This is a genomic window from Paenibacillus sp. FSL L8-0158, assembly GCF_038592965.1.
GTDB lineage: Bacteria > Bacillota > Bacilli > Paenibacillales > Paenibacillaceae > Paenibacillus > Paenibacillus polymyxa_D.
Map to the genome: position 1 here is coordinate 4458829 of NZ_CP151949.1, position 25236 is coordinate 4484064.

Consider the following 25236-nt stretch of genomic DNA (forward strand, 5'->3'; position numbering starts at 1 on the left):
TATCATCCCCTCACCTGCGCCAGAATCTGTTCTGCTCCTTTGGCTATCAAACTGGCCGCCACCGCTTCTCCCAGCTTTTGCGGATCATTTCCCTGGAGCGTTTCCTTCAAAATAACCTCGCCATCTGGCGAGCCTACCATGCCCGTGAGGCTGATTTCTTGACCAGCCCAGACCGCATGAGCCCCGATCGGCACTTGGCACCCCCCATTTAACACGCCCAGAAAGGTTCGTTCTGCCGCAACGGTAGCCGAGGTATCCCGGTCGTTGTAAAGGCGCAGCAAGGCCAATAGCTCTTCATCACTCGCACGACATTCAATACCCAGCGCTCCCTGCCCAACCGCCGGCAAACAGTCTTCTTCCGGTATATAGGATGTAATTCGATCTTTCCAGCCCATCCGATGCAAGCCTGCTGCCGCCAAAATGATAGCGTCAAAACCTTCCGTCTCCAGCTTTTTCAGACGGGAATCAATATTGCCACGCACAGGCTCCAATTGGAGATCAGGTCGCATGGACTTGATTTGACTGGCTCTGCGCAGGCTGCTCGTGCCCACCTTTGCCCCTTGAGGCAAATCCTCCAGGCTCTTGGCGCCCAATGTGATCAGGCAATCACGTGGATCCTCACGGCGCGGTACAGCGCCGTTGACAAGCCCTTCCGGCAATTCGGAAGGCATATCCTTCATACTATGTACTGCCATATCGATCTCACCAGCCAGCATGGCCTGTTCAATCTCTTTGACAAAAAGCCCTTTGCCACCCACTTTGGACAAGGTTACATCCAATATTCGATCACCCTTGGTCAGGATTTTCTTCACCACAAATTGCAAATCCATTCCATGCTCCGCGCATAGCGCGTTCAAATCTTCAATGACATGCCCGGTCTGAGTTAACGCCAACGCACTCTGTCTGCTGCCTACCACAATTGTTCGCATGTTATTCCTCCTGATTTTGCGCAATCCATAGGTCTATTTCTTGTTCGGTCCAAGCCATAAATTCATGACGGCGTATTTGATCCAAAATTCCGCTACTCGCCAAGCGCCTCAGTAGTTTGGTCCTTTGCTGTGGGGAACTTATCTTACGTTTGATGATCTGTCGCATATCGTGCATGAAATCCAGATATGGCTCGTATTCGCTACCAAACAACGTATCCAAAGCTGATTTAATATCAGCGGTCACAGCAGGGCCAGCCCCTTCTGTGGAAATACTAATCGTCAGTCTTCCTCGTCGAATGATCCCCGGCGTTATAAAGTCTCCATCTTCTGATCGATCCGCCACATTTACCAGTATACCCCTTTGTCTAGCCTCATGTGCAACCTCATAATTTACTTCTCTCTGGTTCGTCGCCGCATATACAAGAAAGGCTCCCTGGAGGTCACCCTCGCGATATACGCGATTTACCCAGTGGAGCTGCTTGTGATCGGCCAGAACCTGTAAATCCGGCGTTATATTCGGGCTAATGACGGTAATGAACGCCCCACTTTCCATCATCCCCTTTACCTTTCGTTCCGCAATCCTACCGCCACCTACAATACAACAGATCTTATTCTTACAATTCAACGAAATCGGGACAAAATGCTGCAAAAGGCTTTTCACTCTCCCGTCCACTGATGAAATACAGACCAGGAATTCAACAAAAAATTAAGAATCAATAGTGTGTAGCCCACCAATGCCCACTTTGCCATCACAAGCCCTGAACGCTGATTCAATCTTTTGCTCACTAAAAATATAATATACACACACAAGGCAATCGCTGTCATCAGCACCTTGGTATCTAGCAAGAGAAGCCAGCGTTCCTCAGCAATAATAGAAATAACGGCAACTACAATAGAGACTCCCAGCAAAGGAGTACCAATCAACAGCGCCATGTGCGTATACCGATCCATCATTTCCAGACTCGGCAGGCGTCTGATCGTGTCATTCCATTTCTTTACTTTCAATTTACGATGCAAAAACAGATATAACCCAGAAAATACAGCTGCTACCGTCATCGCTACAAAACCAAGATTAGCCAGCGCAATATGAATCAGGAGCAGCCCATGCACGGTGTGCCAATTTCCAAGCGGGTTATCGAGAGGCTCCATCCATATATTGTTGAGCACCAGCACTGCAAAACTAATAATATTAAGCAGCAATACAGCAAATTCGGATCGCTGATAACGTGTTAAAATCAAAGAAATCAGCACTAGAATAACTGAGAACAGAAATAGAAAATCGTAGGTCACGAAAATAGGAAGGTGCCCTTCATTCCAGGTTCTTATCCCCATATAAGCAAGCTGGAGCACCAGAACGACAACAAGAAGCCCTGTACCTGTCCGTTTAGCATTCGCATTGCGACGAATCCCATCCGAGAATACAAACAGAAGGCTCAGGGCAAAAACATAAATCATTGAATCATATATAAGCATGCCTGAAGCCACGTCTGTTCACCCACTTTTACAGGCTGGCCGGCGCAAACGACGCTGGCAAAGCCTGAGCCTGAACGGATTTTTCATGAACACCGGCTTCCGGTTTTATTAACGCAGATGCATCACTTTTATCTACTTTCTGAGCGGCGTCATCCAAACGATCCTCCAGAGCAAAAATGTGGCTAAACATGTCTAGGGCCTCATTTCCCTGCTTTTGGACAGCCAGTTCCTTTACCCGATTGATCGGATCATGCATCATCTGGTTCAGCATACTCTTCGTCAAGCGGCTAATCACTTTGCGTTGCCGTTCATCCAGCTCGGGAAGCTTATTGAACAGGCTTTCCAACGTATCCTGATGTACAGACTCCGCTTTTTCCTGTAATGCACGAATCACCGGACGCACTCCCATCGTTTTCAACCATTGATAAAACTCGCTAAGCTCATCTTCGATCATATGCTCGATTTTTGTAGCTTCGGTACGGCGCATTTCCAAATTGCTCTCCACGATCCCTTCCAGATCATCAATATCGTACAGGAAAACATTCTGTAATTCACCAATAGCCGGGTCGAGATCACGCGGAACCGCAATATCAATCATAAACAAAGGACGGGACTGTCGACGTTTCATACTAGTTTCAACCCGAGTCCGATCCAGAATATAACCCTGTGCACCTGTCGAGCTAATAACAATATCCACATCCGCCAACCGATTCATGCCTTCCTCCATCGTAACCGGCGTTCCATGGAACTTGGAGGCAAGGTCTTCCGCACGAGACAAGGTTCGGTTGGCTACAATAACCTCGGCTGCTCCGCCGCTGTACAAATGCTTAACCGTAAGCTCGCTCATTTTACCAGCACCGAGAATCAGCACCTTTTTATCGGTAAACATCCCGAAAATCCGTTTGCCCAGCTCAACTGCTGCATAACTGACAGATACGGCGCTTTCTCCAATAGACGTCTCCGAATGGGCACGCTTGCCCAATGTAACGGCTTGCTTAAACAACATGTTAAACCACGTTGCCGTAATTTTCTGGGATTGAGCCTGAAGAAAAGCGTTCTTTACCTGTCCCAAAATTTGTGTTTCTCCGATTACCATAGAATCAAGACCACAAGTCACACGGAACAAATGCCGAATCGCCTGCTCGTCCTCATATATATATAAATGTTGTGTAAATTGATCACGCGGAATGCCAAACCATTGCTCCATAAAACTGCGTATAAAATAACCGCACATGTGAAGGCGGTCCACCACAACATATATTTCAGTCCGATTGCAGGTTGCGACAACTACGCCCTCCAACACACTTTTGGTAAGTTTGAGTTGCTCCAGCGCTTTTGGCAAATCTTGTTCTGCAAATGTAAAACGCTCTCTGACTTCCACAGGCGCCGTACGATAATTCAACCCAACAACGACGATGTGCATTGCAAATTCACCTGCCTAAACTGTAATAAGAATAACCACTGTTATCATAAACTATGTTAATTATATCACAGAAGTCCGAATCTCCTCCGGCTGTTTTATGAATTGTTTATGAAAATTGGATGGCTTTCATGAGCATCTAGCACGTTCTGTATGATTTGATTTAGTGTAAACCACTTTTAAAACAAATAACCATGGAAATGTTCCATGGTTATAATATAGGACGCACAAATGGCTCCATTAAGAACGATTTACACTAACTCGGCCAGCTTGCACTCCGGTGATTCCACCTGAAGTTCTCCCAAGCCGCGAATCAGCTTTTTCGCATATGTTTTTTTCGGTTTTAGAACGGATACCAGGTAATCAATAGCCAGCTGCGGATCGACAGTCTCACCGCAAGTATAACAATCAATAGCGGCAAATCCTCTCTCAGGATACGTATGAATAGAGAGATGACTCTCCGACAACAGTACAAGCACGGTAGCTCCCTGTGGTTCGAATTGCTTGAATTGAACGGACATCACCGTTGCTCCGCAAGCTTCAGCTGCTTCAACTAATTGAGCCTCCAAAAACTGCGCATCATTCAGTAATTCAAACTCAACACCCCAAGTATCTACGGCAACGTGTCTTCCGAAAGTTGAGTACTCCAATTCCATCTTTCGGTTCCCCCTTCCTAGGAATAAAATGTTTGAAAAAATTTCATCCGCTAGGACCTACGTCATTCACTTCCCGAGGGAATAACCTCTCGCAACATTCAATGTCCTGAGTGAATCCTGGTTCCTATATTCATTTTCAACGAGATTAAAAATAACATCTATGTGCAGCAAATGCAATCATTTTTTCGGAATAAAAAAGCCTATTTCGGTAGAGAAAGGGACTACACGGCATAACGATTCATTCCATATATTCATGCCTTATTAAGCTTCCAGTGCAAATAATTTTGAGCAACTCATTCGAAGCTTGTGGTCAATCTGTTCCAACTCCGAGAAAGTACGCGCCAAATTCCGCTGGTCAAGCAACGAATTAATGAGATGATATACGTCTGATATTTCATTTTCGACGTTCTGATGCTGAAAAAGCTGGTGCAGTTCCTGCACCGTATTTTTATATTCGAATACCAGCCTGGAGCCTACGGCATTCTTCTCCATAATTTTACGAACCGTACCTTCATTATAAAAATACACCATAGTGAACCCTTGATACATTCGGTAAACGATGCCTTCGCCCTTAAAACGAACAAAAAGTTTGCGTATAAACAGGGTGAGTTGTGGATGAATTAAGCGACAAGTCAATTCACACACAAACGCTCCCTCTTTGGCTTCAAAAAACAAATGAACTTCCTCACCCGCACTATGCTCCAGAACGATTTCCTGTCTTCCGTTATCTAGAACTTTAATATAGTAATGCACCTGGGGATCATCCACTGCCCGCAAAAATTCGTCCATTTGGGTTTCCGACAAGGTCAAAGTGGTTTTAACATACTCTGTGGCTAACCGCTGAGCCATACCCATCTCCTCAATTCTTTCCTGAACCTATAAGTTTTAAGCTTTATGATTTATTATACATCAGACCTACAGCGCTTTTCTTGCACATCAAATCATAAATTCCCGCCATACATCGGAAATAAACGGAAAATGATGGGGTTGGGACTGCATCATCCCCCATATACTCACTTTTCGGCTTAAAATCCACGAGTTCTTTTTGTTATTATATATTATTCCCACCCATTTAGTGAGTTTATTTTCTTGAAGCCCGAACCATGAAAAAAGGACGTCCTCAAGGACGTCCCTAACCTTACAATTCCGTCTGCTCTTCGTCGTCATTTTCTATATAGCTGGAGATGACAGACCACAGCTCTTCCTTGCCCATACCTTCTTCGGATGAAAAGGGGATAAACAATCCCCCAGGAAGTATTCCGAGTTCCTGCTTAATTACCTTATAATGCTTTTCTCGCCGCGTTTTAGGGATTTTATCTGCCTTCGTGCCTACAACGCATACAGGTAGTCCGTGATGTCGCAACCAGTCGTGCATCATGATATCGTCCTTGGACGGCGGATGGCGCAAATCTACCATTTGGAGCACCAGTTTGAGTGGCTCACGTTCCAGCAAATAAGACTCAATCATCTGCCCCCAAGCCTTGCGGGACGTTTTGGATACTTTGGCGTAACCGTAACCGGGAAAATCAACAAAATAGAGATCATCATTAATCCGGTAATAATTGAGTTGCTGGGTTTTACCTGGCGTAGAACTGGTACGCGCCAAATTTTTACGGTTAATCAACCGATTAATCAGTGAAGACTTTCCTACATTGGAGCGCCCCGCCAGAGCAATCTCTGGCAAAGCGTCCACAGGAAACTGATCGGGGCCAACCGCACTTATTATAAATTCTGCTTTTGTTACTTTCATTGTGTCCTTAATTCCTCTCTAATGTACCCTTGCCTGCTCAACCAAAGCATGCTTTAGCACCTGATCCATATGGGCAACGGGGACAAATTCAACATCCTGCCGGATACTGTCGGGAATATCCTTCAAATCCCGTTCATTATCTTTGGGAAGCAGAATTTTTTTGTAGCCTGCCCGGTGGGCAGCCAGCGACTTCTCTTTTAAACCACCAATCGGCAATACACGGCCGCGCAGAGTAATTTCGCCCGTCATAGCCACATCCTTGGATACATGACGGTTAGTCAAAGCTGAAATTAACGCGGTAGCAATAGTAATTCCCGCAGATGGGCCATCCTTCGGAATCGCACCCTCAGGAATATGAATGTGGATATCATTTTTCTCATAGAAGTCCAGTTCAATGCCCAGATCAACTGCTTTGGAACGGGTGTAGCTGAATGCCGCCTGTGCAGATTCCTTCATAACGTCTCCCAGTTTACCCGTAAGAATCAGTTTACCGCTACCAGGTACGACCGTCACTTCAATCATCAGTGTTTCACCACCGACCTCTGTCCATGCCAAGCCTGTAACCGTACCGATCTGATCCTCCAGTTCTGCAACACCGTAACGGAATTTAGCGATGCCCAGATAATCCTTCAGATTATCCGGTGTGATTTGAATCGGCCCTTCGCCACCGGATACAACTGACTTCGCCGCCTTGCGGCACAGAGAAGCCATTTGCTGCTCAAGATTCCGTACACCGGATTCACGGGTATATTCGCGAATGACACGCAGTAGCGTATCCTCCCCAATGACCAACTGTTCCTCGTCCAAGCCATGCTCTCTCTTCTGCTTGGGCAATAGGTACCGATTGGCAATTTCCAGCTTCTCCAGTTCGGTGTATCCAGGAATATAGAGTGTCTCCATGCGGTCCATTAGCGGACGCGGGATGTTGTGTGCAGCATTGGCTGTCGTTACAAACATCACATTGGACAGGTCAAACGGCAGCTCGACAAAATGGTCACTGAACGTATTGTTCTGTTCAGGATCAAGCACTTCGAGCAATGCCGCCGATGGATCTCCTCGAAAATCGGAAGCCATTTTATCAATCTCATCCAGCAAAAATACCGGATTAGACGTTCCTGCAGTCTTCATCCCCTGAATGATCCGCCCCGGCATCGCACCAACATAAGTCCGACGGTGACCACGGATTTCCGCTTCATCCCGCACACCTCCGAGAGAGATGCGGACAAATTCCCGACCCATGGATTTGGCAATCGAACGGGCCAACGAGGTCTTGCCGACCCCTGGCGGACCTACGAGACACAGAATCGGTCCCTTAATGGTCTTCACCAGCTTGCGTACAGCCAAATACTCCAATACACGCTCCTTGGGTTTATCCAATCCGTAGTGGTCGTTATTGAGTACCTCTTCAGCTTTGACGATATCCAGATCATCATCGGTAAACTTGTTCCATGGCAAGCTTAACAACCAATCTACATAATTACGGATGACGCCACCCTCGGCAGAGCTTGCTGGCATTTTTTCCAGACGGTCGATTTCCTTTTCGACCTTCTCCTTCACCGGAACAGGCAACTCCAGTTCACTTAGCTGGTTGCGCAGTTCTTCAACTTCTCCCGCGCGACCTTCCTTCTCGCCAAGTTCCTTCTGAATTGCCTTCATTTGTTCACGCAGATAATACTCCTTCTGCGTCTTTTCCATCTGCTTCTTCACACGCTGGTTGATTTTGCGTTCCAGCTCCAGTACTTCACGCTCATTGTTCAAAATATCCAGAAGCTTCTCCAGACGCTGAGTAACGTCGATCGTCTCCAGTATATCCTGCTTTTCCTTAATTTTGAGCGTCAGGTGACTTGTGATCACGTCTGCAAGCCTTCCCGGCTCCTCAATATCGGATACCGCAGCGAGAGTCTCCGGTGTTACCTTTTTGGACAAGTTGATATAATGCTCGAACTGAGTTAATACAGTGCGCATAAGCGCATCCGTCTCAGGCTGTACGTTTTCTGCCTCGTGCAGCTCCTTCGCCATTACCTCGTAATATTCTTCATTGTCCGTATATTGAATAATCTCGGCGCGTTCCAGCCCTTCCACCAATACTCGAATGGTTCCATTAGGAAGTTTGAGCATCTGGCGTACCTTAGCTACCGTGCCGACTCGAAAGATGTCCTCTTGTGTAGGTTCTTCAATATTTACTTCTGATTGAGAACACAGGAGAATCAAATTGTCTTCAACCATCGCTTTTTCCAAAGCCTTGACCGATTTTTCCCGGCCCACATCGAGATGCAGAACCATGCTCGGGTAGACCAGAAGCCCTCTTAAAGGCAGCAAAGGAAAACGACGACCTTTTGTCTTGGTGGGTCCCATCGCTTTCGCACCTCCAGTGATTCTCAGGTTCCGGATTTTACAATCCTCACGTTGTTATCTTTCATATTTTATCAAATGTTTTATGAAAAAACCAATGAAAGGGTGGTTCATCAGCAAGATCCTGTATCTGATATCGTCCCGTTATGCGTTCCATCAGCCTGTAACAAGGAAGATTGGGATGGGCGAAAAGTCTCAATTGGCGCATGTACAGGCGAATCCGACGTTATCTCTTCCCCAAACACATGTCGGAACACTTCGGTAACCGACTGCACGGGAATGACTTTTAAACCCTCAATGCTGTCAAAAAGAGCTTGCCAGTTGTCCTGCGGAATGATCACTTTTTTGGCTCCTGCCTGAAAAGCGGCTTCAACCTTGGCTAATACACCACCAATCGGTTTGACACGACCATGGATGCTAATTTCGCCAGTCATTGCAATTTCATGATCCACCGGAATTCCCCGCATCGCGGAAGCAATGGCTGTTGCCATCGCAATTCCTGCGGACGGGCCATCTACCGGCGTACCCCCAGGGAAATTGATATGCAAATCGTAATTCGACGGAGACAATCCGAGCGTACGCAAAACGGTTAGAACATTTTCTACAGAACCTTTAGCCATGCTCTTACGGCGCAATGTGCGGGACCCGCCTCCGATTTCTTCCTCATCCACAACCCCCGTAATATTATAGCTACCCTTTCCCTCAGGAACCGGAACTGCTGTAACTTCAATTTCCAGCAGCATCCCCATGTTCGGGCCATATACCGCTAATCCGTTAACGAATCCGATTTGCGGCAAGCCCGGTATTTTTCGGTCAGGACGCGGTTGAATTTGACTGCTGCCCGCTACCCATTCGACATCGGAAGCATTGAGACATTCCCTTTTCTCGGTAAGTGCCAAGCCAGCAGCCAGCTGGATCATATTGACGGCCTCCCGACCGTTCGTTGCGTAACGCTGTACAACTTCTACCGCCTCAGGACAAGGGCCAAAGCCTAGCTTGTGGACAGCATCCTCTGCAATACGAGCAATCTCCTGTGGCTGCAAGGCACGGAAATAAATCTCCATGCACCGGGAGCGAATCGCAGGTGGCAGTTCATGCGGCGAACGGGTCGTCGCACCCACCAAACGAAAATCGGCTGGCAAACCGTTTTGGAAGATATCGTGGATATAAGCAGGAGTATTCGAATCTTCCGAGTTGTAATACGCACTCTCCAAAAATACCTTGCGATCCTCCAGTACTTTCAAGAGTTTATTCATCTGCGTTGGATGCAGCTCACCAATCTCATCAATGAACAGCATACCCCCATGCGCCTTCGTCACAGCTCCGGGTTTAGGTTGTGGGATACCCGCCACCCCCATCGCTCCTGCCCCTTGATAGATCGGATCATGCACTGAACCTATCAACGGGTCCGCAATACCGCGCTCGTCAAAGCGGGCCGTCGTAGCATCAATCTCCGTGAATTTGGCATCTCCCTTGAACGGGGAGGACAGATTCTTCTTAGCCTCTTCCAGCACCACGCGTGCAGCAGCTGTCTTCCCTACACCCGGCGGGCCATAAATAATGACATGCTGCGGATTCGCACTACATAACGCGGCCTTGAGCGCGCGCAGTCCATCCTTCTGACCCACGATATCCTGTAAAGTGGCAGGACGTGTGCGTTCAGCCAACGGCTTGGTAAGTGAAATAGAACGCAATTTGCGTAGCTTATCCAATTCCTTGCGGGATTCCCGATCCACCGCACTACGGTTCGTTTTCTGACTCCGCAGGAGGTTCCAGAAATACAGACCAATAACAATCCCGAAAAACATTTGCACCAATAACAAAATCATAGTCAAGTCCATCGTATTTCCTCCGTTTCTCATCTCAGCAATTTGAAAAATGCCGCTCTATGAAAAACAGTATTTCCTTTTCCGCGATAGCTAAACGGCGGTCTTTCAAAAGATCAGAGAGAAATACAAAAACACCGCGAAGAACAGTTCTGTAGCAGAGCTGCTCTCCACGGCGTTTAAATGATGACAATAGATTATGACTATGCCTCTTTATAATAACTACTTTTGCCTACACCTTCTCGGCGGTATGACGTTCTTCACGTCCAGGTATTTTCCCTGTTTCCTCATATGCCTTGACGATGATATCAATTTCTTTTTTCAATTCATCGACCATATCAGCCTCAGGTACTTTGCGAATCATTTTTCCATAACGGAACAAAAGGCCTTCACCGCGCGCTCCGGCAATTCCAATATCAGCTTCCTTCGCTTCACCCGGGCCATTTACTGCACAACCCAGTACGGATACTTTAATCGGTACCTTGAGTTTTGCAATGTAGTCTTCTACCTCATTGGCAATAGAGAACAGATCAATATCCAGACGTCCGCAAGTCGGACAAGAAATCAGTGTAGCTGCGTTTGTGATCAATCCAAACGTTTTGAGCAACTCACGCGCTACCTTCACTTCTTCCACCGGATCAGCACTGAGCGAAATACGCATTGTGGAGCCGATGCCTGATGCCAGCAGAGCGCCCATACCTGCCGCGCTTTTAACCGTACCAGTAAAGAGCGTACCCGCTTCGGTAATTCCCAGATGGAGTGGATACTTAATAATTTCAGCTGCCTTCGTATAAGCAGCAATCGCCATAGGAACATCAGACGCCTTCAGTGACACGATAATGTCATGGAAATCAAGTTCTTCCAGTATCCCGATATGATACAAGGCGCTTTCTACCATCGCTTCTGGCGTAGGGTAGCCATACTTATCAAGTAAATGCTGTTCCAATGACCCGGCATTCACACCAATTCGAATCGGAATCCCTTTTTCCTTACATGCCTTAACGACAGCTTCCACTTTTTCACGTCGTCCTATGTTACCTGGATTAATGCGAACTTTATCAATTCCATTTTCAATTGCCAGTAGAGCCAACTTGTGATTAAAGTGAATATCTGCAACCAGCGGAATATGAATCCGTTTTTTAATTTCCTTAATGGCTGCGGCAGCTTCCTCATTGTTGACGGTAACCCGCACCAGTTGACATCCGGCTTCTTCCAAGCGAAGAATCTCCGCTACAGTTGCTTCCACATCTGCTGTTTTAGTTGTACACATGCTTTGGATGATGACTTCATTGCTGCCGCCAATCGTCAGATTCCCGACTTTAACGGGACGTGTGTCTTGTCTTAAGAACATGTACTTTTCTCTCCCATTAACGCCAAACCTCCACCCCTTAAAACCTCATACAGGTTTAGTGAAGTGGAGATCCGGCTTCTCATGTTTTAGAGATCGCGAAGTATCAATCCTTAGGCGCTCTCTTCTTGTTTTTTATCCTTATCTGTACCACCGAGTTCCGGTGCGATTTTGTCTTTTACAACCTGCTCATTGATGACGCAAGTAGTCACATCCTCACGGGAAGGAACCTCATACATTACGTCCAGCATAATACCTTCGATGATCGCGCGAAGACCACGGGCACCCGTGTTACGCTTGATCGCTTCACGAGCAATGGCTTCCAGAGCATCTTGCTTAAACTCCAGTTGAACATTATCCAGCTCAAGCAGCTTTTGGTATTGTTTGGTTAACGCATTTTTCGGTTCGGACAGAATACGAACCAATGTGTTCTCATCAAGCGGCTCCAGTGTAGAAATTACTGGCAAGCGTCCTACAAATTCCGGAATCAGACCGAATTTCAAAAGATCCTCAGGCAATACCATTGAAGTATATTCGCCTGGTTTCAGATCTTTTTGCTCACTAGTAGCGTTAAAGCCGATGACCTTCTTACCGATACGACGTTTGATCATTTGCTCCAGACCATCAAAGGCACCACCGCAAATGAACAGGATATTCGTGGTATCAATTTGAATGAACTCTTGATGTGGATGCTTGCGACCGCCTTGAGGTGGTACAGAAGCAACCGTGCCTTCCAAAATTTTAAGCAACGCCTGCTGTACACCTTCACCCGATACGTCACGCGTAATGGACGGGTTCTCGGATTTGCGGGCTACTTTATCAATTTCGTCAATGTAGATAATGCCGCGTTCGGCTTTTTCTACATCATAATCGGCAGCTTGAATCAGTTTCAGCAAAATATTTTCAACGTCTTCACCCACATAACCTGCTTCCGTAAGGGAAGTGGCATCTGCGATAGCAAAAGGAACATTCAAAATTTTAGCCATGGTTTGCGCAAGCAACGTTTTACCCGAACCTGTAGGTCCAAGCATCAAAATGTTACTTTTTTGCAGTTCCACATCATCAATTTTGTTTTGAGTATTAATTCGTTTGTAGTGATTATATACCGCTACAGACAACGATTTTTTCGCTTGATCCTGACCAATAACATATTGGTCCAGAATGTCACGGATTTGCATTGGTTTCGGAATGTCTTTCAGATCTACTTCTTCTTCATGACCCAATTCCTCTTCTACAATCTCCGTACACAACTCAATGCATTCGTCACATATATATACGCCCGGTCCGGCAACAAGCTTGCGAACCTGATCCTGAGATTTACCGCAGAAAGAACATTTCAATTGTCCTTTTTCATCATTAAATTTAAACATAGAGCCACCCCTTTACAGATTAATCGGTTTAGACAGCACCTGGTCAATGATACCGTATGCTTTTGCCTCTTCCGCTTCCATGAAGAAATCACGGTCAGTATCACGTTCGATTTTTTCGAGGGGCTGACCCGTACGCTCTACATAGATTTGATTCAGCTTAGCACGTGTTTTGATAATCCAATCCGCATGAATTAGCATATCGGAGGCTTGCCCCTGAATGCCACCAAGCGGCTGATGGATCATGACTTCACTATTGGTAAGCGCATATCTCTTGCCTGGCGCACCCGCTGTTAGCAGCAACGAACCCATACTTGCAGCCATGCCTACACAGATCGTCGATACGTCCGGCTTAATGAATTGCATTGTATCATATATACCCATGCCCGCAGTTACAGAACCGCCTGGCGAGTTAATGTACAAATTAATATCCTTCTCTGGATCTTCCGCAGAAAGGAACAATAGCTGTGCAATGACGAGATTGGCGACATCGTCATCAATCGGGCCACTTAGGAAAATAATACGATCCTTAAGCAACCGCGAGTAAATATCGTAAGATCGTTCTCCTCGATTCGTTTGTTCCACAACCATAGGGACGAGACTCATCACGACCAACCTCTTTTCTTTATTAAAATGAACACCTGTATTCATCCGCTTCCTATGTCCCATTAAAACGGAAGCAGCAAGCATGAAACGTGAAACACCTTACAAAATATTTTAACATGTTCAGAGTCTCGTGTCATATTTGCATGCGCTCATATATGCAGTGCGGGCTATTTACAGTACACTCTGCCGAGACCTTCTCATATTTAACCATGTTTCGTATGTATGTGCAAATATACGATAGTGACTTATGTAAAACAAGAAAACACGACTCACAGCACTTTCCATAAACGACTAAAATTTGGGTTGCCAAAGGTAAAAATAAGGCACGTAACTTTCACTACGTGCCTTATCCCTATCTAATTACTACGTTGCAGCTTGTTACGGCATACTCCGTATATTTTATCGTCTGAATTACTCAGCAGCTTCAACTGGCGCTTCTACTTCTTTGCTGTTTTCCACCAACAAAGCAATGGTTTTGCGCAGTGAAATTTCTTCTTTCAGGTTAGCGAACGAGCCGTTACCTTCCAGAATGCTGCGGATTTCTTCAACTGAACGTTTGTAAGCTTCAGCCATGTTTTTCAGTTCCTCATCAATTTCCGCTTCGGAAACTTCGATGTTTTCTGCTTTAGCCACTTGCTCCAGCACGAGGTTGTTACGTACGCGCTTCTCAGCATCAGCTTTCATTTGCTCTTCCAGGTCTTCCTTGCTTTGACCAGAGAATCCGAGGAACATTTCAAGGTTCATACCTTGGCTACGCAAACGGTTGTCGAAATCGCGAACCATGTTTTGCACTTCGCTCTTCACCATTGCTTCAGGAATGTCGATTGTTGCATTCTCAGCAACCTTCTCCACTACAGCACCCTCGCGAGCTGCTTTAGCTTCGTTTTCCTTACGATCCAACAATTGCTTTTTCAAGTCTTCCTTGAATTCAGCCAGTGTGTCAAATTCGCTTACATCTTTAGCAAATTCATCGTCCAGTTCAGGAAGAACTTTGCGTTTCAGTTCGTGAACTTTCACTTTGAATACCGCTTGTTTGCCAGCGAGGTCAGCAGAATGGTAGTTCTCAGGGAACGTTACTTCAACGTCCTTGGAATCGCCAGTGTGCAAACCAACCACTTGCTCTTCAAAACCAGGGATAAATGTGTTAGAGCCCAGTTCCAAAGAATACTTCTCAGCTTGTCCGCCTTCGAATGGTACACCGTCCACGGAACCGTCGAAGTCAATAATAGCTGTATCGCCGGATTGAGCAGCATCTTCATCAACGACAACCAATTCAGCATGACGTTGTTGCAGGCGCTCCAGTTCTTGAGCCAGTTCTTCGTCGCTTACTTCGAGTTTGCTTACAGGCACTTCTACGCCTTTGTAATCGCCCAAAGTCACTTCAGGTTTAACAGTAACCTTCGCTTTGAACTTGAAAGATTCGCCTTTAGCGAATTGATCAATTTCAACGTCAGGGCTGTCAACCGGGAAGATATCCGTTTGCTCTACAGCTTGGCTGTAAGCTTCTGGCAACAGGATGTCAATCGCATCCTGGTACAGACTTTCAATACCATAGCGTTTTTCAAAGATAGGACGTGGTACTTTACCTTTACGGAATCCTGGTACACTTACTTGTTTTGCCACTTTATTAAAAGCTTTGTCGAGTGCAGCGGCTACACGATCCGCGTCAACCTCAACTTCAAGAACCCCAAGGTTCTTCTCTATTTTCTCCCAAGTTGCTTTCATTTTATGCTTTCCCCTCCAACAAAATCTTCACTTAGTTTTCATTACAATCAACGCACACAAAATAACCACTATAGTATATCTAACATTACTGTCTTTTTCAAGAGCAGCCCTTTGAATGCTTCACAGGTAAACGTTTCCGGTCATTAAGGAGTGTGCATTCCCGCCGCTACGAATAGTCGCATCGACCGATACGCCTGCTCAAAACGGAAGCGCAACGCATCTGTAATGCCATATATAGCACGGGTTTCTTCCTCATTATTATTTCCGTTCAAACTTTCCGAAACTGTCTGATGGAGTGCTGCAGCCCAAATATCCGGCATTCCGTCCTCTTCCACCAACATTGATCTATAATCATTCGTACCGTATACTGCCATCACAAACTGTGACCACAGCTCCTGTGCAAAGTAGAATAGTGTAGGCTCGTGCACCTCAGTCTGATCTGCCACCCGTTCCAAAATACGCATAATCGACTCTGGAAAATCACCTGGCTGTAACGGAACCGTTTCAATGTCGATTTCCGCTTGTTCATCACCCCGTCTAATTTCTATCGTCCCTTCCATTCCGCGTCGTCGCATTGTCTGTAGAACACGGAATTGAAGTAAAGGATGGATTTCCCGTTCCGTAATCCAGCTAAGCAAGGCATCGTCGATTTCTGGCAGTTCCAGATAGGACAACTGCTCCAACGCTAAAATCGTCTGTTCGGATAAAGGTTCATCCATAGCCATCCGCAACAGCTTGTTGCCGTAACCTGCATCCTGTTCCTGCTTAAAGCGTGCATGACGGCGAGCTAACTCTACTTCACTGACTTCTTCTTCCACAGCGTCCGTTACCGCCCCGCTGTCAGCGTACTGTGGAAATGCAGCTTCCAGCCATTGCAATAGAGCGTTCCATTCATCGTATTGCTTCTGCTCCTGTCCCTGACACTGCATTAAAAAACGCAGCATCGCCATCGCCTCTCCGTAACGTTCGTTTTCAAGCATCACAGTAAGTTGAATTTGATAATAGTCCAGTGTCTTCGGAAACAATACAATATTATTTTCTTTTGTCGTCACCTTGGAGTCCTTTATTCAAGGCACCCCCTCTCCTTCGCAAGCTCAAGTATTTGTAGATTATATGAGAAACAGTAGCCGAAGTCCAACCACTCGTCTTACACATATTCACCTGTATTCTAACATACCCTTTTATAAGGCAAAAAAAACTACGTCTACTCAGAATTTATGCTGTATAAAGCCTCAATAAGCGATATATGCAAAATAAGACTTGAATTTCTTTTATCCATATGATATATTAATATTCGCTTGAATTTTATGTCCCAGTAGCTCAGCTGGATAGAGCAACGGCCTTCTAAGCCGTCGGTCGGGGGTTCGAATCCCTCCTGGGACGTCATAACAAGAAGCTTCCATTATGGAGGCTTTTTTTGTTCTCATGAGATAACCCACAGGGGAACGTCGGCCCATCGGCATCGTTAGCCTATACTTCGCAGTCAACCATAGGGAGAGTATCTCTTTTGATAAATTACACTAAAAAAGCTTCCGCAAGGAAGCTTTTTTCATGATAAATAATGTAGAAAGAATAGTCTGCCACGCTACTTTAGGCGCTGGTTTCAAGTCTCTACTCTTTCAATAAAACGCAGAAATTGCTATCATCTATCATGTTGCACCATTTTGAAGTAAAGGAGGTAGGCTGACTCCCTTGACTACGAATAAACTCCAAAAGTCGCGGGAAATTCATCGTTTTGTTGCCACTTTGCTTTCTATATTAGGTACTGGATTGGGTATGTTTTATCTCGCCATTCCTTCCTATATGATTGGAGGAGCGGCTCTGATCATCACACAGGGAATTCTGATCTATTTTACATTATTTTCTCTCGGGTACCTGCTTATTATTTCGGGACCGCTGGCCATTATTCTCCACATTTTAGGCATTGTTTTTACAGTACGATCTTTTCAAATTACAAGCAATGTGGATAGCGCGCCGACAGGTGCATCCTTGCCTTCCAAATGGCGCATGTTGCTCAGTCTCGCTGTGGGAGCTACACTTCTACTTCTTGCAGTCACAATGAAATACGTAGATATTATAGAGCCTTTTACACAAACAGGTGAAAATAAACGCAACGTAGCCGCAGAATCAGAGCAATATCTGGAGCAGAAATACGGAGAGGACTTTCAAATTCAAAATATTAGCTATCATAGTATTCCCTTCACTGACAGATAAAATGATCAAAGAATACGACGATTTTAAACTGAATCCCGAAGCGTCGGCGATCAGTATATTCGTATAATTGTATTCGAGGATCTAACTGACTCAGGATTGCCATTGGAAAAAGAACGGGTATTACAAACTGCAAAAGTTATCAAAACAGTGTTGGCCGGAAATAAAGCCTCATTAGATATCGAATACTTCCCTTCGGCTATGAATACCAAACGAAACCTTAAGGCAATAGAACTAAACGATTATATGTTTGGTCAGGACCATTTTGATGAAAAGACCTATGAAGTCCAGATAGAAGACATTTATAAGCTTATATCAACAGAGGATATACAAATCACATCGCTTGACCGCGTGAAGTAGCAAGGAGATTAATCAAATGAAATTAATATCTTGGAATGTAAATGGCTTAAGAGCCTGTGTGACCAAAGGGTTTTATACTTATCTAAAAGAAACGAATGCCGATATTTTTTGCGTACAGGAAACGAAGCTTCAAGAAGGGCAGATCCTCATGGAGAACATGGAGGAATACACACAATACTGGAATTATGCTGAGAAAAAAGGATATTCCGGCACGGCTATTTTCACCAAAATCAAGCCGCTGTCTGTGCATTATGGACTTGAAGAAAATGAAGAACCGGAGGGACGAACCATTACTCTGGAATTCGAACAATTTTATCTCGTCAATGTGTACACACCGAATACCAAACGGGACTTATCCCGACTGCCGTACAGACTGGAATGGGAAGACCGTTTTCGTAGTTACCTGCAACAACTGGATGCTTTGAAGCCTGTCATCGTTTGTGGAGACTTGAACGTAGCTCATCAGGAGATCGATCTCAAAAACCCCAAAGCTAACTACGGAAATGCCGGATTTACGCCTGAGGAAAGGGAACGCATGTCACAGCTGCTAGACGCCGGATTTATAGATACCTTTAGAACCTTTTATCCTGACCGGACGGATGTTTATTCCTGGTGGTCCTACATGCCAAAGGTGAGAGAACGGAATATCGGCTGGCGGATCGATTACTTCCTCGTCTCAGAGAGACTTCGTTCGCTATTGATGGATGCAAGTATTGATTGTCATATTACAGGCAGTGACCACTGTCCTGTGATATTGGAGTTGCAAGATATTTCAGCATAGGTCTCCCTGCCTGACACAAGGTTATTTAAACTCATAAAAAGCCGTCATGTCTGTTATTGCAGCATGACGGCTTTAATTAATGTGGCTATGTCCCCAAATATACCTCGATACGGGAAATCAACCGCTCTCTCACATCTTGTGCCTCTTTATGATCTAATACAGCCTGGCTTATCGTCTTCTTTTCGCCACTGGCGTAATGCAGTACATACTGGGTCACTATGCATTCCGGTGCATAAGTATCCTTGCGATCCGTATTAAAATAAGTCACCTGGCAGCTTCCGAGAAAACAGAAAGATAGCTCACCTGTAGCTGTGAAAAGCCAGCCTGGCAGCTTAGGCTCCAGCTTCAAGGATAGGCCCCTATGATCATAACCAAACGGCTGCCCGCCCGTCATCATCCATATCCACATATGGATAAATTCTGCCGTAGATCCGCTCAGTCTCGCGATATATCCCGTTCCATGCAAACTTGCATCAGGATTAGCACTGCTAGCAATAAAGGAGCTGTTCTCCAGCGTGCTTCTTCCGTAGACCTCTGGGTCCATAAAAGGTGGCAACGCTTTTTTAATGTCTGAAAAAAATTCAGTGTATAGACCCGCCTTTAGGCATTCAAGTAAATATTTATATTCCATATGCATAAATATAGATTCATTTTCCAGCCAACCCGGCGTAAAAGCTCTGGAACGACCGAGTTCGAATGGCTGTCCAGCCAGACTTTCATTCACCTTATACATGCCCAGCTTCCTGTCGTAAAGCCCGCTCTGCCTGATTTGCCGATACAGCTTCTGCCCATTTACAATGTCGCCAACCACTTTCATAGCCCGGGTCGGTCCCTCTAGAAAATGTGGTATATCTTTACGTTCGAAGGAAAGTATGTTTACGAACTTGCCCCCGCACTCATCCTCCTGTACCTCGAATTCTCTGGCTTCATAATAAAAGAAGGTTGGGTATATCCCCTCACCGATAAGCAGAGCCTTATCGATCCCCTGTTGAAGCTTACGTTCAGCCTGGCGCAAAAACACCAGCACATCATCAAACACTAGTGATGTTTCTGCCCCTTCAAATCCAAAACGAACTGTTTCGCGATACGCTTCTCTAGCATCCGAAATCCGTGACCAGAAGCTGTAATCCTTGCTTTTATTCCTGTAATCAGCCTCATCAGAATCGTGGTAGTATCCCTCCATTGTGAGCCTCAACTGTTGGATCAACTTAGCAACTTCTCGCGGCAACCGTAACACAGAATCGCCCGAAAGCTTCACCTGTGCATGTATTAAAAATCTTACGAGTCGCTGTAATTCACACAGTTCACCGAATCCAGAAGCAAACAACCCCGGAAGTCCGTTCATGGAATCATTCCATCCCGGCTTGCCCGCCTCCATCTCAATTCCCAAGCCCTCCGGGTCCAGCGTAGACAGCTTGATGGCTGCTAATGACAGCAGCTTTTCATATAAATTGGACTTATAAATCTCTCCGCTTCCATGTTCGGTTCGAACCCAATGAACATCGCGATCCCGGGCGTGCAGCTGAGCTTCTTTCTCCTTACTCTCTACGACCGCCTCGTACTGACGGATACGTCCGTCCTTCATCTGCACGTATCTGTTTCGACGTGGCTGTACCCATGCCGGACTGTCGTAATACATGTACACTCTGGTCGCGAGCAAGAGTTCCTCTTGTTTGTCCGGATAGATACTTAGATAACTTTCGATTAAATCCATGTTATAAGTCCAATGGTCAATCCAGAAACCTTCACCAAAATCAGCCTCATAGCATTGTTCGGAATGCTTGAGGGCTTCGGTTACAAACGTCTCAACCGTTTGCTTTAGTGCGATGTTGTCATGAATGATATGTTGAATCAGCTCACCCGGGGTGAACGACGATTGAAAAAAAGCACGCAAAGACGAGTGACCTGCCACATCCACCTGTCCTAGCAACGGCTCCAGCTCTCGTATTTGAAAGCTACACCCCTTTACAACAAGCGGATTATAGCCGTCTGGCTGAATCAGGCTCATAAACAAACGGATATTGAAATCTCCTACGCCGGGGTTAAACCACACATCATTTCTCCGGTTCTGGTTTGCATCACGAAAATTACCATTTCCTTGAGAATAATATCCCGCCTGGAGCCTAAAGAAATTATAGTCCCGTTCGAGATCCCCATGCTTGCGCGAAAATACATGATATACAAACGGATGCTCCGTGCCGTTGTCCAGCAGCAATGGATAACCACCGCGTAACAGGTTATCCAGATAGTTCTGACGGCAGTATTCATCAAATAACGGAATGGATGTCCGCGTTGCCATTTCATCCGTCAACTCTTCGATCAACGCTTTGGCTTCCTCCGCCTTCTGCTCGATATAAGGTATGGTTGCAATTTCCGTAATCCGTTCATTGATAGATTGAATATCATTCACATGCCCGATAATCGTACAGTGATTGATGGTAGTACCTGCCGCCAGTCGTGCTGTGTAGCCGCTAAACCCACAAGGCACTTTATTTGTCGTCACAGGCTGTTGTGAAACCAAGTCTTCGACGCGTGAATGGATAAAGCGATCAGGGAAGGTCAGTGCCGTATTTTCACCAAATATTACGGACGGATCGACAATTGGACTCAGTAGCCTGGTCTTGCCCTCCTCCTCTACGAAGCTGTACATAAAGTGTCCCGCTTCAATTTGATGGATCTCACTTGTATCCGCTGTGCTCCCACGCACCTTATAGTAAGGAATGCTATTGTTGAGATTATACACATCCATCCAGCTTTTCAGTGTATGTCCAAGCTCCTTGTACGCCGCATTATCAATACCGAAGGGCAACACGGCAGGCATGCCGTCCAGCACCTCCATTTCAAACTCTTGCGCGGAATGATTGATAATCTCCACCTTGCGCACCAAAGCAGCGTAACTTTCATGGGGAAGCGTGAAATATTGCACACGCACCTCAAGCCCTATGTCTGGATTGGTGCTCCGTATTTCTAGCATATGGCGAGATATCAACATTTTTTGCTGTTCACGCTCCACTGGATGCACAGCCGAAAATGGCTCCACATAGCCCCACTCGCCCTGCATCTTCACTTTTAAAAACGTTCGAAAGCCATGTATCGGCACAAGACTATAGCTGCGGTTGGCCGGAAAAAACTCCATGATGGCTCCATTCTTATCCTCTACACCAAAGCTTGCGATTCCTTGCCCACGATTAACATAATAGGCCCACAGCGGAATCCCCTGAACGCCAGCAATACCGGGTAGAAAACTGGAAAAGGGCTTGGCCTGCGCATAATTCTCAATCACAAAACGTCCTTGATCGTCAAAATAATATTGCTGCATCGTGCACCCCTTTTCTGTTTAAAACCCGTTATTCGCCATCACTTGCTTGAACCACAGCGCACTTTGTTTGGGTGTCCGTTCCTGCGTGTCGTAATTGATGTGTATAATCCCAAAACGTTTGCTGTATCCCCAGGCCCATTCAAAGTTATCAAGGAAAGACCAGACAAAATAGCCCTTAAGCTGACCTCCCTCCCCAATAAAGCGATGGCATGCCTTTAAATGTTCCTCAATGTAATGCTGACGCCCAATGTCTTCAATCTTTCCATTCACCAGTTCGTCCTTCATCGCTGCTCCGTTTTCCGTAATCAGGATGGGTAATCCCTTGGAAAAATCCTTCTCAATCCGCGTCAGCAGCTTATAAAAGGATTCAGGGTGAATCTCCCATCCCATATCCGTTACCGGTTCCTCTATAGAAACCTGCTCGACCTGAAGCAACGAAGCGTCTGTAGTCGCTCGAATGATGCTGCGGGCGTAGTAATTGATGCCCAAAAAATCCCCTGGCTGCTGAATCAGCTCCATATCACCAGGCTGTACAAAATCCAATCCGTTCAAGTGCGCCCCGTACCATTCCACCATATCCTCAGGGTATTTCCCGTTAAACAATGGCTCGGCAAACCAACGATTAATAAAGCCATCCCGCCGGACAGCAGCGGCTACATCCTCAGGGTGTTCAGAGGCTGCATCGACATGCTCCATGTTCAGCGTAATACCGATATTGCCTGTCAGGCCCTTTTCCTTGTGTAAGTTCATGGCTATCCCGTGACATATCAGAACATGATGAGCGGCAGTAAAGGCTTCCCTCCAGTTCTCATGGCCGGGGGCATGCTCGCCTGTGCCATAGCCCAAAATAGAGGCGCAGTAGGGCTCATTTATCGTATTCCACCAGTTTATACGCTGTCCAAATCGATCCATGATTACAGAGGCATACGTTTTAAAATGTTGGATAATCTCTCGCTGCGTCCAACCGCCCTCGTCCTCAATCCACTGCGGTAGATCCCAATGATATAGCGTCAGCATTGGAATTAGCCCGGCCGACTCAATCTCATCTAGCAGGCGCTCATAGAAGAGCAACCCCTGTTCGTTAACCACGCCAGGTGCGGGAATAATGCGCGGCCAGGCCACGGAAAAACGGTAATGTAAAAAACCAAGTTGCTTCATTAATTGCACGTCTTCCTTAAAGCGGTGAAAATGGTCACAAGCCACATCTCCGCAGTCCCCTCCGATCACCTTTCCGGGTACTCGACAGAAAGTATCCCAAATAGAAGGCGTTCTTCCTTCCTCATCTACGCCACCTTCAATTTGATAAGAAGAGGTCGAAGTTCCCCACATAAACGTGGTGGGGAATGTATAGGTATTCTCACTCATACTCGGTATCATCCTTTCAGGTATCAAGACTTCACAGCTCCGGCCATTGCACCGCCGACAATAAAGCGCTGGAGGAAAATATACAAAATTACGAGCGGTAATGTAACAATCAGAATGCCGCAAGCGAGCAGCGGCCAGTTGTTCATGTATTGTCCGTAGAAGGAGAACAATCCCTTGGTCACTGGCTGATACGCAGGATCAGACAAATAAATAGTAGGACCTATAATGTCGTTCCACGCCCCAATCGCTGTCAAAATGATGCCTGTCGCCAACACCGGCTTCATCAGCGGGACAAGAATCGTAAACAAATATCGTGAATATCCGCACCCGTCCATTGCAGCCGCTTCATCCAGCTCTCGGGAGACAGACTTGATATATCCCACAAACATCAGGAAAGCGATGCCGGTACCTGTTGTTTTCAGCAAAATAAAACCAAGCTGGGTATTGTAAAGTCCCAGACTATTAATGAGAGCAAATTGCGGAATCAGCGGATTCGGGAGATACATGGATATCAGGAAAAACACATAAAAGAAGGTACTGAACTTAACATATCCCCGCGCCAGTGGAAAAGCTGCAAACGCGGATATAATCAGCGTTAATAACGTAGATACGCCTGTATACAAAATACTGTTCCACATGTATTGAGAGAAGTTCCCTTTTTCCCAAGCATCCATAAAATTCTCCAAGCGTATACCCTTGGCTAGAGCTACAGGGTCCATCAGATACTCACTTTGAGTCTTCATCGATACATTAAAAAGGTAGAAAAGCGGGAGTACATATAACGAAAGCATGAGCAGTACAATGGTGTAGCTCATTATTTTGGTTCCTTTGCTACTGCTCATTACATTTCCACCTCTCTTCTACGCAAGTAATACAGAGCAATCATCGATACCGTAAATACGAACACAAACTGGATCATAGCAACTGCGGAAGCAAGACCGTAATCTGATGTCCCAGAGCCAAAGGCTGTGGCATACACATCAAACGCAAGTGTTGTCGTGTTGAATTTACCACCTGTCAGCACATAAATAATGTCAAAGGTCTGCAATGCGCCGATAATGGACAGCAGCATATTGACGGTAAAGGACGGCGCAATCATCGGAAAGGTAATATTTATGAACGCTTTCCATCCAGAGGCACCGTCCATATACCCTGCTTCATATAAGTCACTGGGGATGGATTGGAGTCCGGCTAAGAAAATAGTCATCGAGTAACCCATGTACATCCAAATTTGCACAAAAATAATCAATTCAAATGCAATATCATAATCCCCGAAGAAGTTGGAGCTGGTTCCAAAAAAGTTCATCAAGGCTTGCGCAGGACCCCCAAGCGGATTGGCAAGCAGCTGCCAGATCAGGCCGGATACCGTGACCCCGAGCACAACGGGCAGGAAAAATACAGAGCGATATAACACATCCCCTTTGAGCTTCTTATTAATCAGGATGGCCATGAACAGCCCCACTGCATTTTGAATCACAACCACCGCTACGGCAAAATATAAGGAGCGGCCAATGGAAGCGATACGATCTCCAGAATCGGAGGAGGTGAAAAAGGTCGTGTAATTCTCGAATCCAATAAAATTCCACGTCTGTCCCGGAACCCCGGTAGCATCTGTAAAGGAAAAAAGAACGGTTACCATAGAGGGTCCAAAACCAAGCAGCAAATAGAGCAGCACCGGAATACTCAGCAAAAGATAGGGCATTATCCGGGCCGCACCCTTTCCGAAGGGATACATGGGTCTCACACCT

General features: G+C 45.9%; 21 protein-coding genes and 1 tRNA gene. 4 read left to right on the forward strand and 18 right to left on the reverse strand.

Annotated elements, in window-relative coordinates; translation table 11 throughout:
• Positions 1-2 precede the first annotated feature (2 nt).
• The 14 genes from hemC to NSQ68_RS19690 all read right to left on the reverse strand — a co-directional run bounded on the left by hemC (position 3) and on the right by NSQ68_RS19690 (position 16504).
• A complete protein-coding gene (hemC, locus tag NSQ68_RS19625) occupies positions 3-929 on the reverse strand; it encodes a hydroxymethylbilane synthase (protein ID WP_322158301.1) in 927 nt (308 codons plus the stop codon).
• Between the two features lies 1 nt (position 930).
• Positions 931-1578: an NAD(P)-dependent oxidoreductase gene (locus NSQ68_RS19630; RefSeq protein WP_307353448.1), complete on the reverse strand. Its 648-nt coding sequence runs from the start codon at positions 1576-1578 to the stop codon at positions 931-933.
• 8 nt (positions 1579-1586) lie between these two features.
• Positions 1587-2414 (reverse strand): cytochrome c biogenesis protein CcsA, encoded by an 828-nt coding sequence (gene ccsA, locus NSQ68_RS19635; protein WP_029518408.1) that lies wholly within the window; start codon positions 2412-2414, stop codon positions 1587-1589.
• Between the two features lie 16 nt (positions 2415-2430).
• Positions 2431-3825 carry a glutamyl-tRNA reductase gene (gene hemA, locus NSQ68_RS19640; protein WP_342426936.1) on the reverse strand — a complete coding sequence of 465 codons (1395 nt, stop codon included), beginning with the start codon at positions 3823-3825 and terminating at the stop codon, positions 2431-2433.
• A gap of 248 nt (positions 3826-4073) precedes the next feature.
• On the reverse strand, positions 4074-4472 hold the full coding sequence (gene speD, locus NSQ68_RS19645) for an adenosylmethionine decarboxylase (RefSeq protein ID WP_342429139.1): 399 nt from the start codon (positions 4470-4472) through the stop codon (positions 4074-4076).
• Between the two features lie 267 nt (positions 4473-4739).
• Entirely contained in the window at positions 4740-5327 is a 588-nt protein-coding gene (locus tag NSQ68_RS19650; RefSeq protein ID WP_307353445.1) for a non-ribosomal peptide synthetase module, read from the reverse strand.
• Between the two features lie 289 nt (positions 5328-5616).
• The gene (gene yihA, locus NSQ68_RS19655; RefSeq protein WP_061828820.1) at positions 5617-6228 is read right to left on the reverse strand and encodes a ribosome biogenesis GTP-binding protein YihA/YsxC; all 612 of its coding nucleotides are present in this window, start codon (positions 6226-6228) and stop codon (positions 5617-5619) included.
• An 18-nt stretch (positions 6229-6246) separates the two neighbouring features.
• Positions 6247-8583: an endopeptidase La gene (lon, locus tag NSQ68_RS19660; protein ID WP_023989969.1), complete on the reverse strand. Its 2337-nt coding sequence runs from the start codon at positions 8581-8583 to the stop codon at positions 6247-6249.
• A gap of 110 nt (positions 8584-8693) precedes the next feature.
• Positions 8694-10421, reverse strand: coding sequence for an ATP-dependent protease LonB (lonB, locus tag NSQ68_RS19665; protein WP_029518404.1), 1728 nt, complete (start codon positions 10419-10421; stop codon positions 8694-8696).
• Positions 10422-10638: 217 nt separating this feature from the next.
• Positions 10639-11757 (reverse strand): flavodoxin-dependent (E)-4-hydroxy-3-methylbut-2-enyl-diphosphate synthase, encoded by a 1119-nt coding sequence (gene ispG / locus NSQ68_RS19670; protein ID WP_025718670.1) that lies wholly within the window; start codon positions 11755-11757, stop codon positions 10639-10641.
• 110 nt (positions 11758-11867) lie between these two features.
• Entirely contained in the window at positions 11868-13124 is a 1257-nt protein-coding gene (gene clpX, locus NSQ68_RS19675) for an ATP-dependent protease ATP-binding subunit ClpX (RefSeq protein WP_013311623.1), read from the reverse strand.
• 12 nt (positions 13125-13136) lie between these two features.
• Positions 13137-13727, reverse strand: a complete 591-nt coding sequence (gene clpP, locus NSQ68_RS19680; protein ID WP_016324659.1) for an ATP-dependent Clp endopeptidase proteolytic subunit ClpP — start codon at positions 13725-13727, stop codon at positions 13137-13139.
• Between the two features lie 411 nt (positions 13728-14138).
• Complete coding sequence (gene tig, locus NSQ68_RS19685; protein ID WP_028541569.1) at positions 14139-15452, reverse strand: trigger factor; 1314 nt, start codon at positions 15450-15452, stop codon at positions 14139-14141.
• A 143-nt stretch (positions 15453-15595) separates the two neighbouring features.
• Entirely contained in the window at positions 15596-16504 is a 909-nt protein-coding gene (locus NSQ68_RS19690) for a hypothetical protein (RefSeq protein WP_342426937.1), read from the reverse strand.
• A gap of 257 nt (positions 16505-16761) precedes the next feature.
• Here NSQ68_RS19690 and NSQ68_RS19695 point away from each other — a divergent pair.
• The 4 genes from NSQ68_RS19695 (at position 16762) to NSQ68_RS19710 (ending at position 18804) form a co-directional block, all read left to right on the forward strand.
• Positions 16762-16835 (forward strand) — tRNA-Arg (locus NSQ68_RS19695).
• Between the two features lie 309 nt (positions 16836-17144).
• Positions 17145-17666, forward strand: a complete 522-nt coding sequence (locus tag NSQ68_RS19700) for a hypothetical protein (RefSeq protein ID WP_342426938.1) — start codon at positions 17145-17147, stop codon at positions 17664-17666.
• A 102-nt stretch (positions 17667-17768) separates the two neighbouring features.
• The gene (locus tag NSQ68_RS19705; protein WP_342426939.1) at positions 17769-18023 is read left to right on the forward strand and encodes a hypothetical protein; all 255 of its coding nucleotides are present in this window, start codon (positions 17769-17771) and stop codon (positions 18021-18023) included.
• Positions 18024-18039: 16 nt separating this feature from the next.
• Positions 18040-18804, forward strand: coding sequence for an exodeoxyribonuclease III (locus NSQ68_RS19710; protein ID WP_342426940.1), 765 nt, complete (start codon positions 18040-18042; stop codon positions 18802-18804).
• Positions 18805-18889: 85 nt separating this feature from the next.
• Here the strand turns inward: NSQ68_RS19710 and NSQ68_RS19715 are convergent, their stop codons facing one another.
• The 4 genes from NSQ68_RS19715 to NSQ68_RS19730 are packed head-to-tail and all read right to left on the reverse strand — an operon-like array spanning position 18890 to position 25223.
• Complete coding sequence (locus NSQ68_RS19715; protein ID WP_342426941.1) at positions 18890-22123, reverse strand: cellobiose phosphorylase; 3234 nt, start codon at positions 22121-22123, stop codon at positions 18890-18892.
• Between the two features lie 18 nt (positions 22124-22141).
• Complete coding sequence (locus NSQ68_RS19720; protein ID WP_342426942.1) at positions 22142-23488, reverse strand: GH1 family beta-glucosidase; 1347 nt, start codon at positions 23486-23488, stop codon at positions 22142-22144.
• 23 nt (positions 23489-23511) lie between these two features.
• Positions 23512-24330 (reverse strand): carbohydrate ABC transporter permease, encoded by an 819-nt coding sequence (locus tag NSQ68_RS19725; protein ID WP_342426943.1) that lies wholly within the window; start codon positions 24328-24330, stop codon positions 23512-23514.
• Positions 24330-25223 (reverse strand): sugar ABC transporter permease, encoded by an 894-nt coding sequence (locus tag NSQ68_RS19730; RefSeq protein WP_342426944.1) that lies wholly within the window; start codon positions 25221-25223, stop codon positions 24330-24332. Before NSQ68_RS19730 ends, NSQ68_RS19725 begins: the two co-directional genes overlap by 1 nt.
• Between the last annotated feature and the right edge of the window lie 13 nt (positions 25224-25236).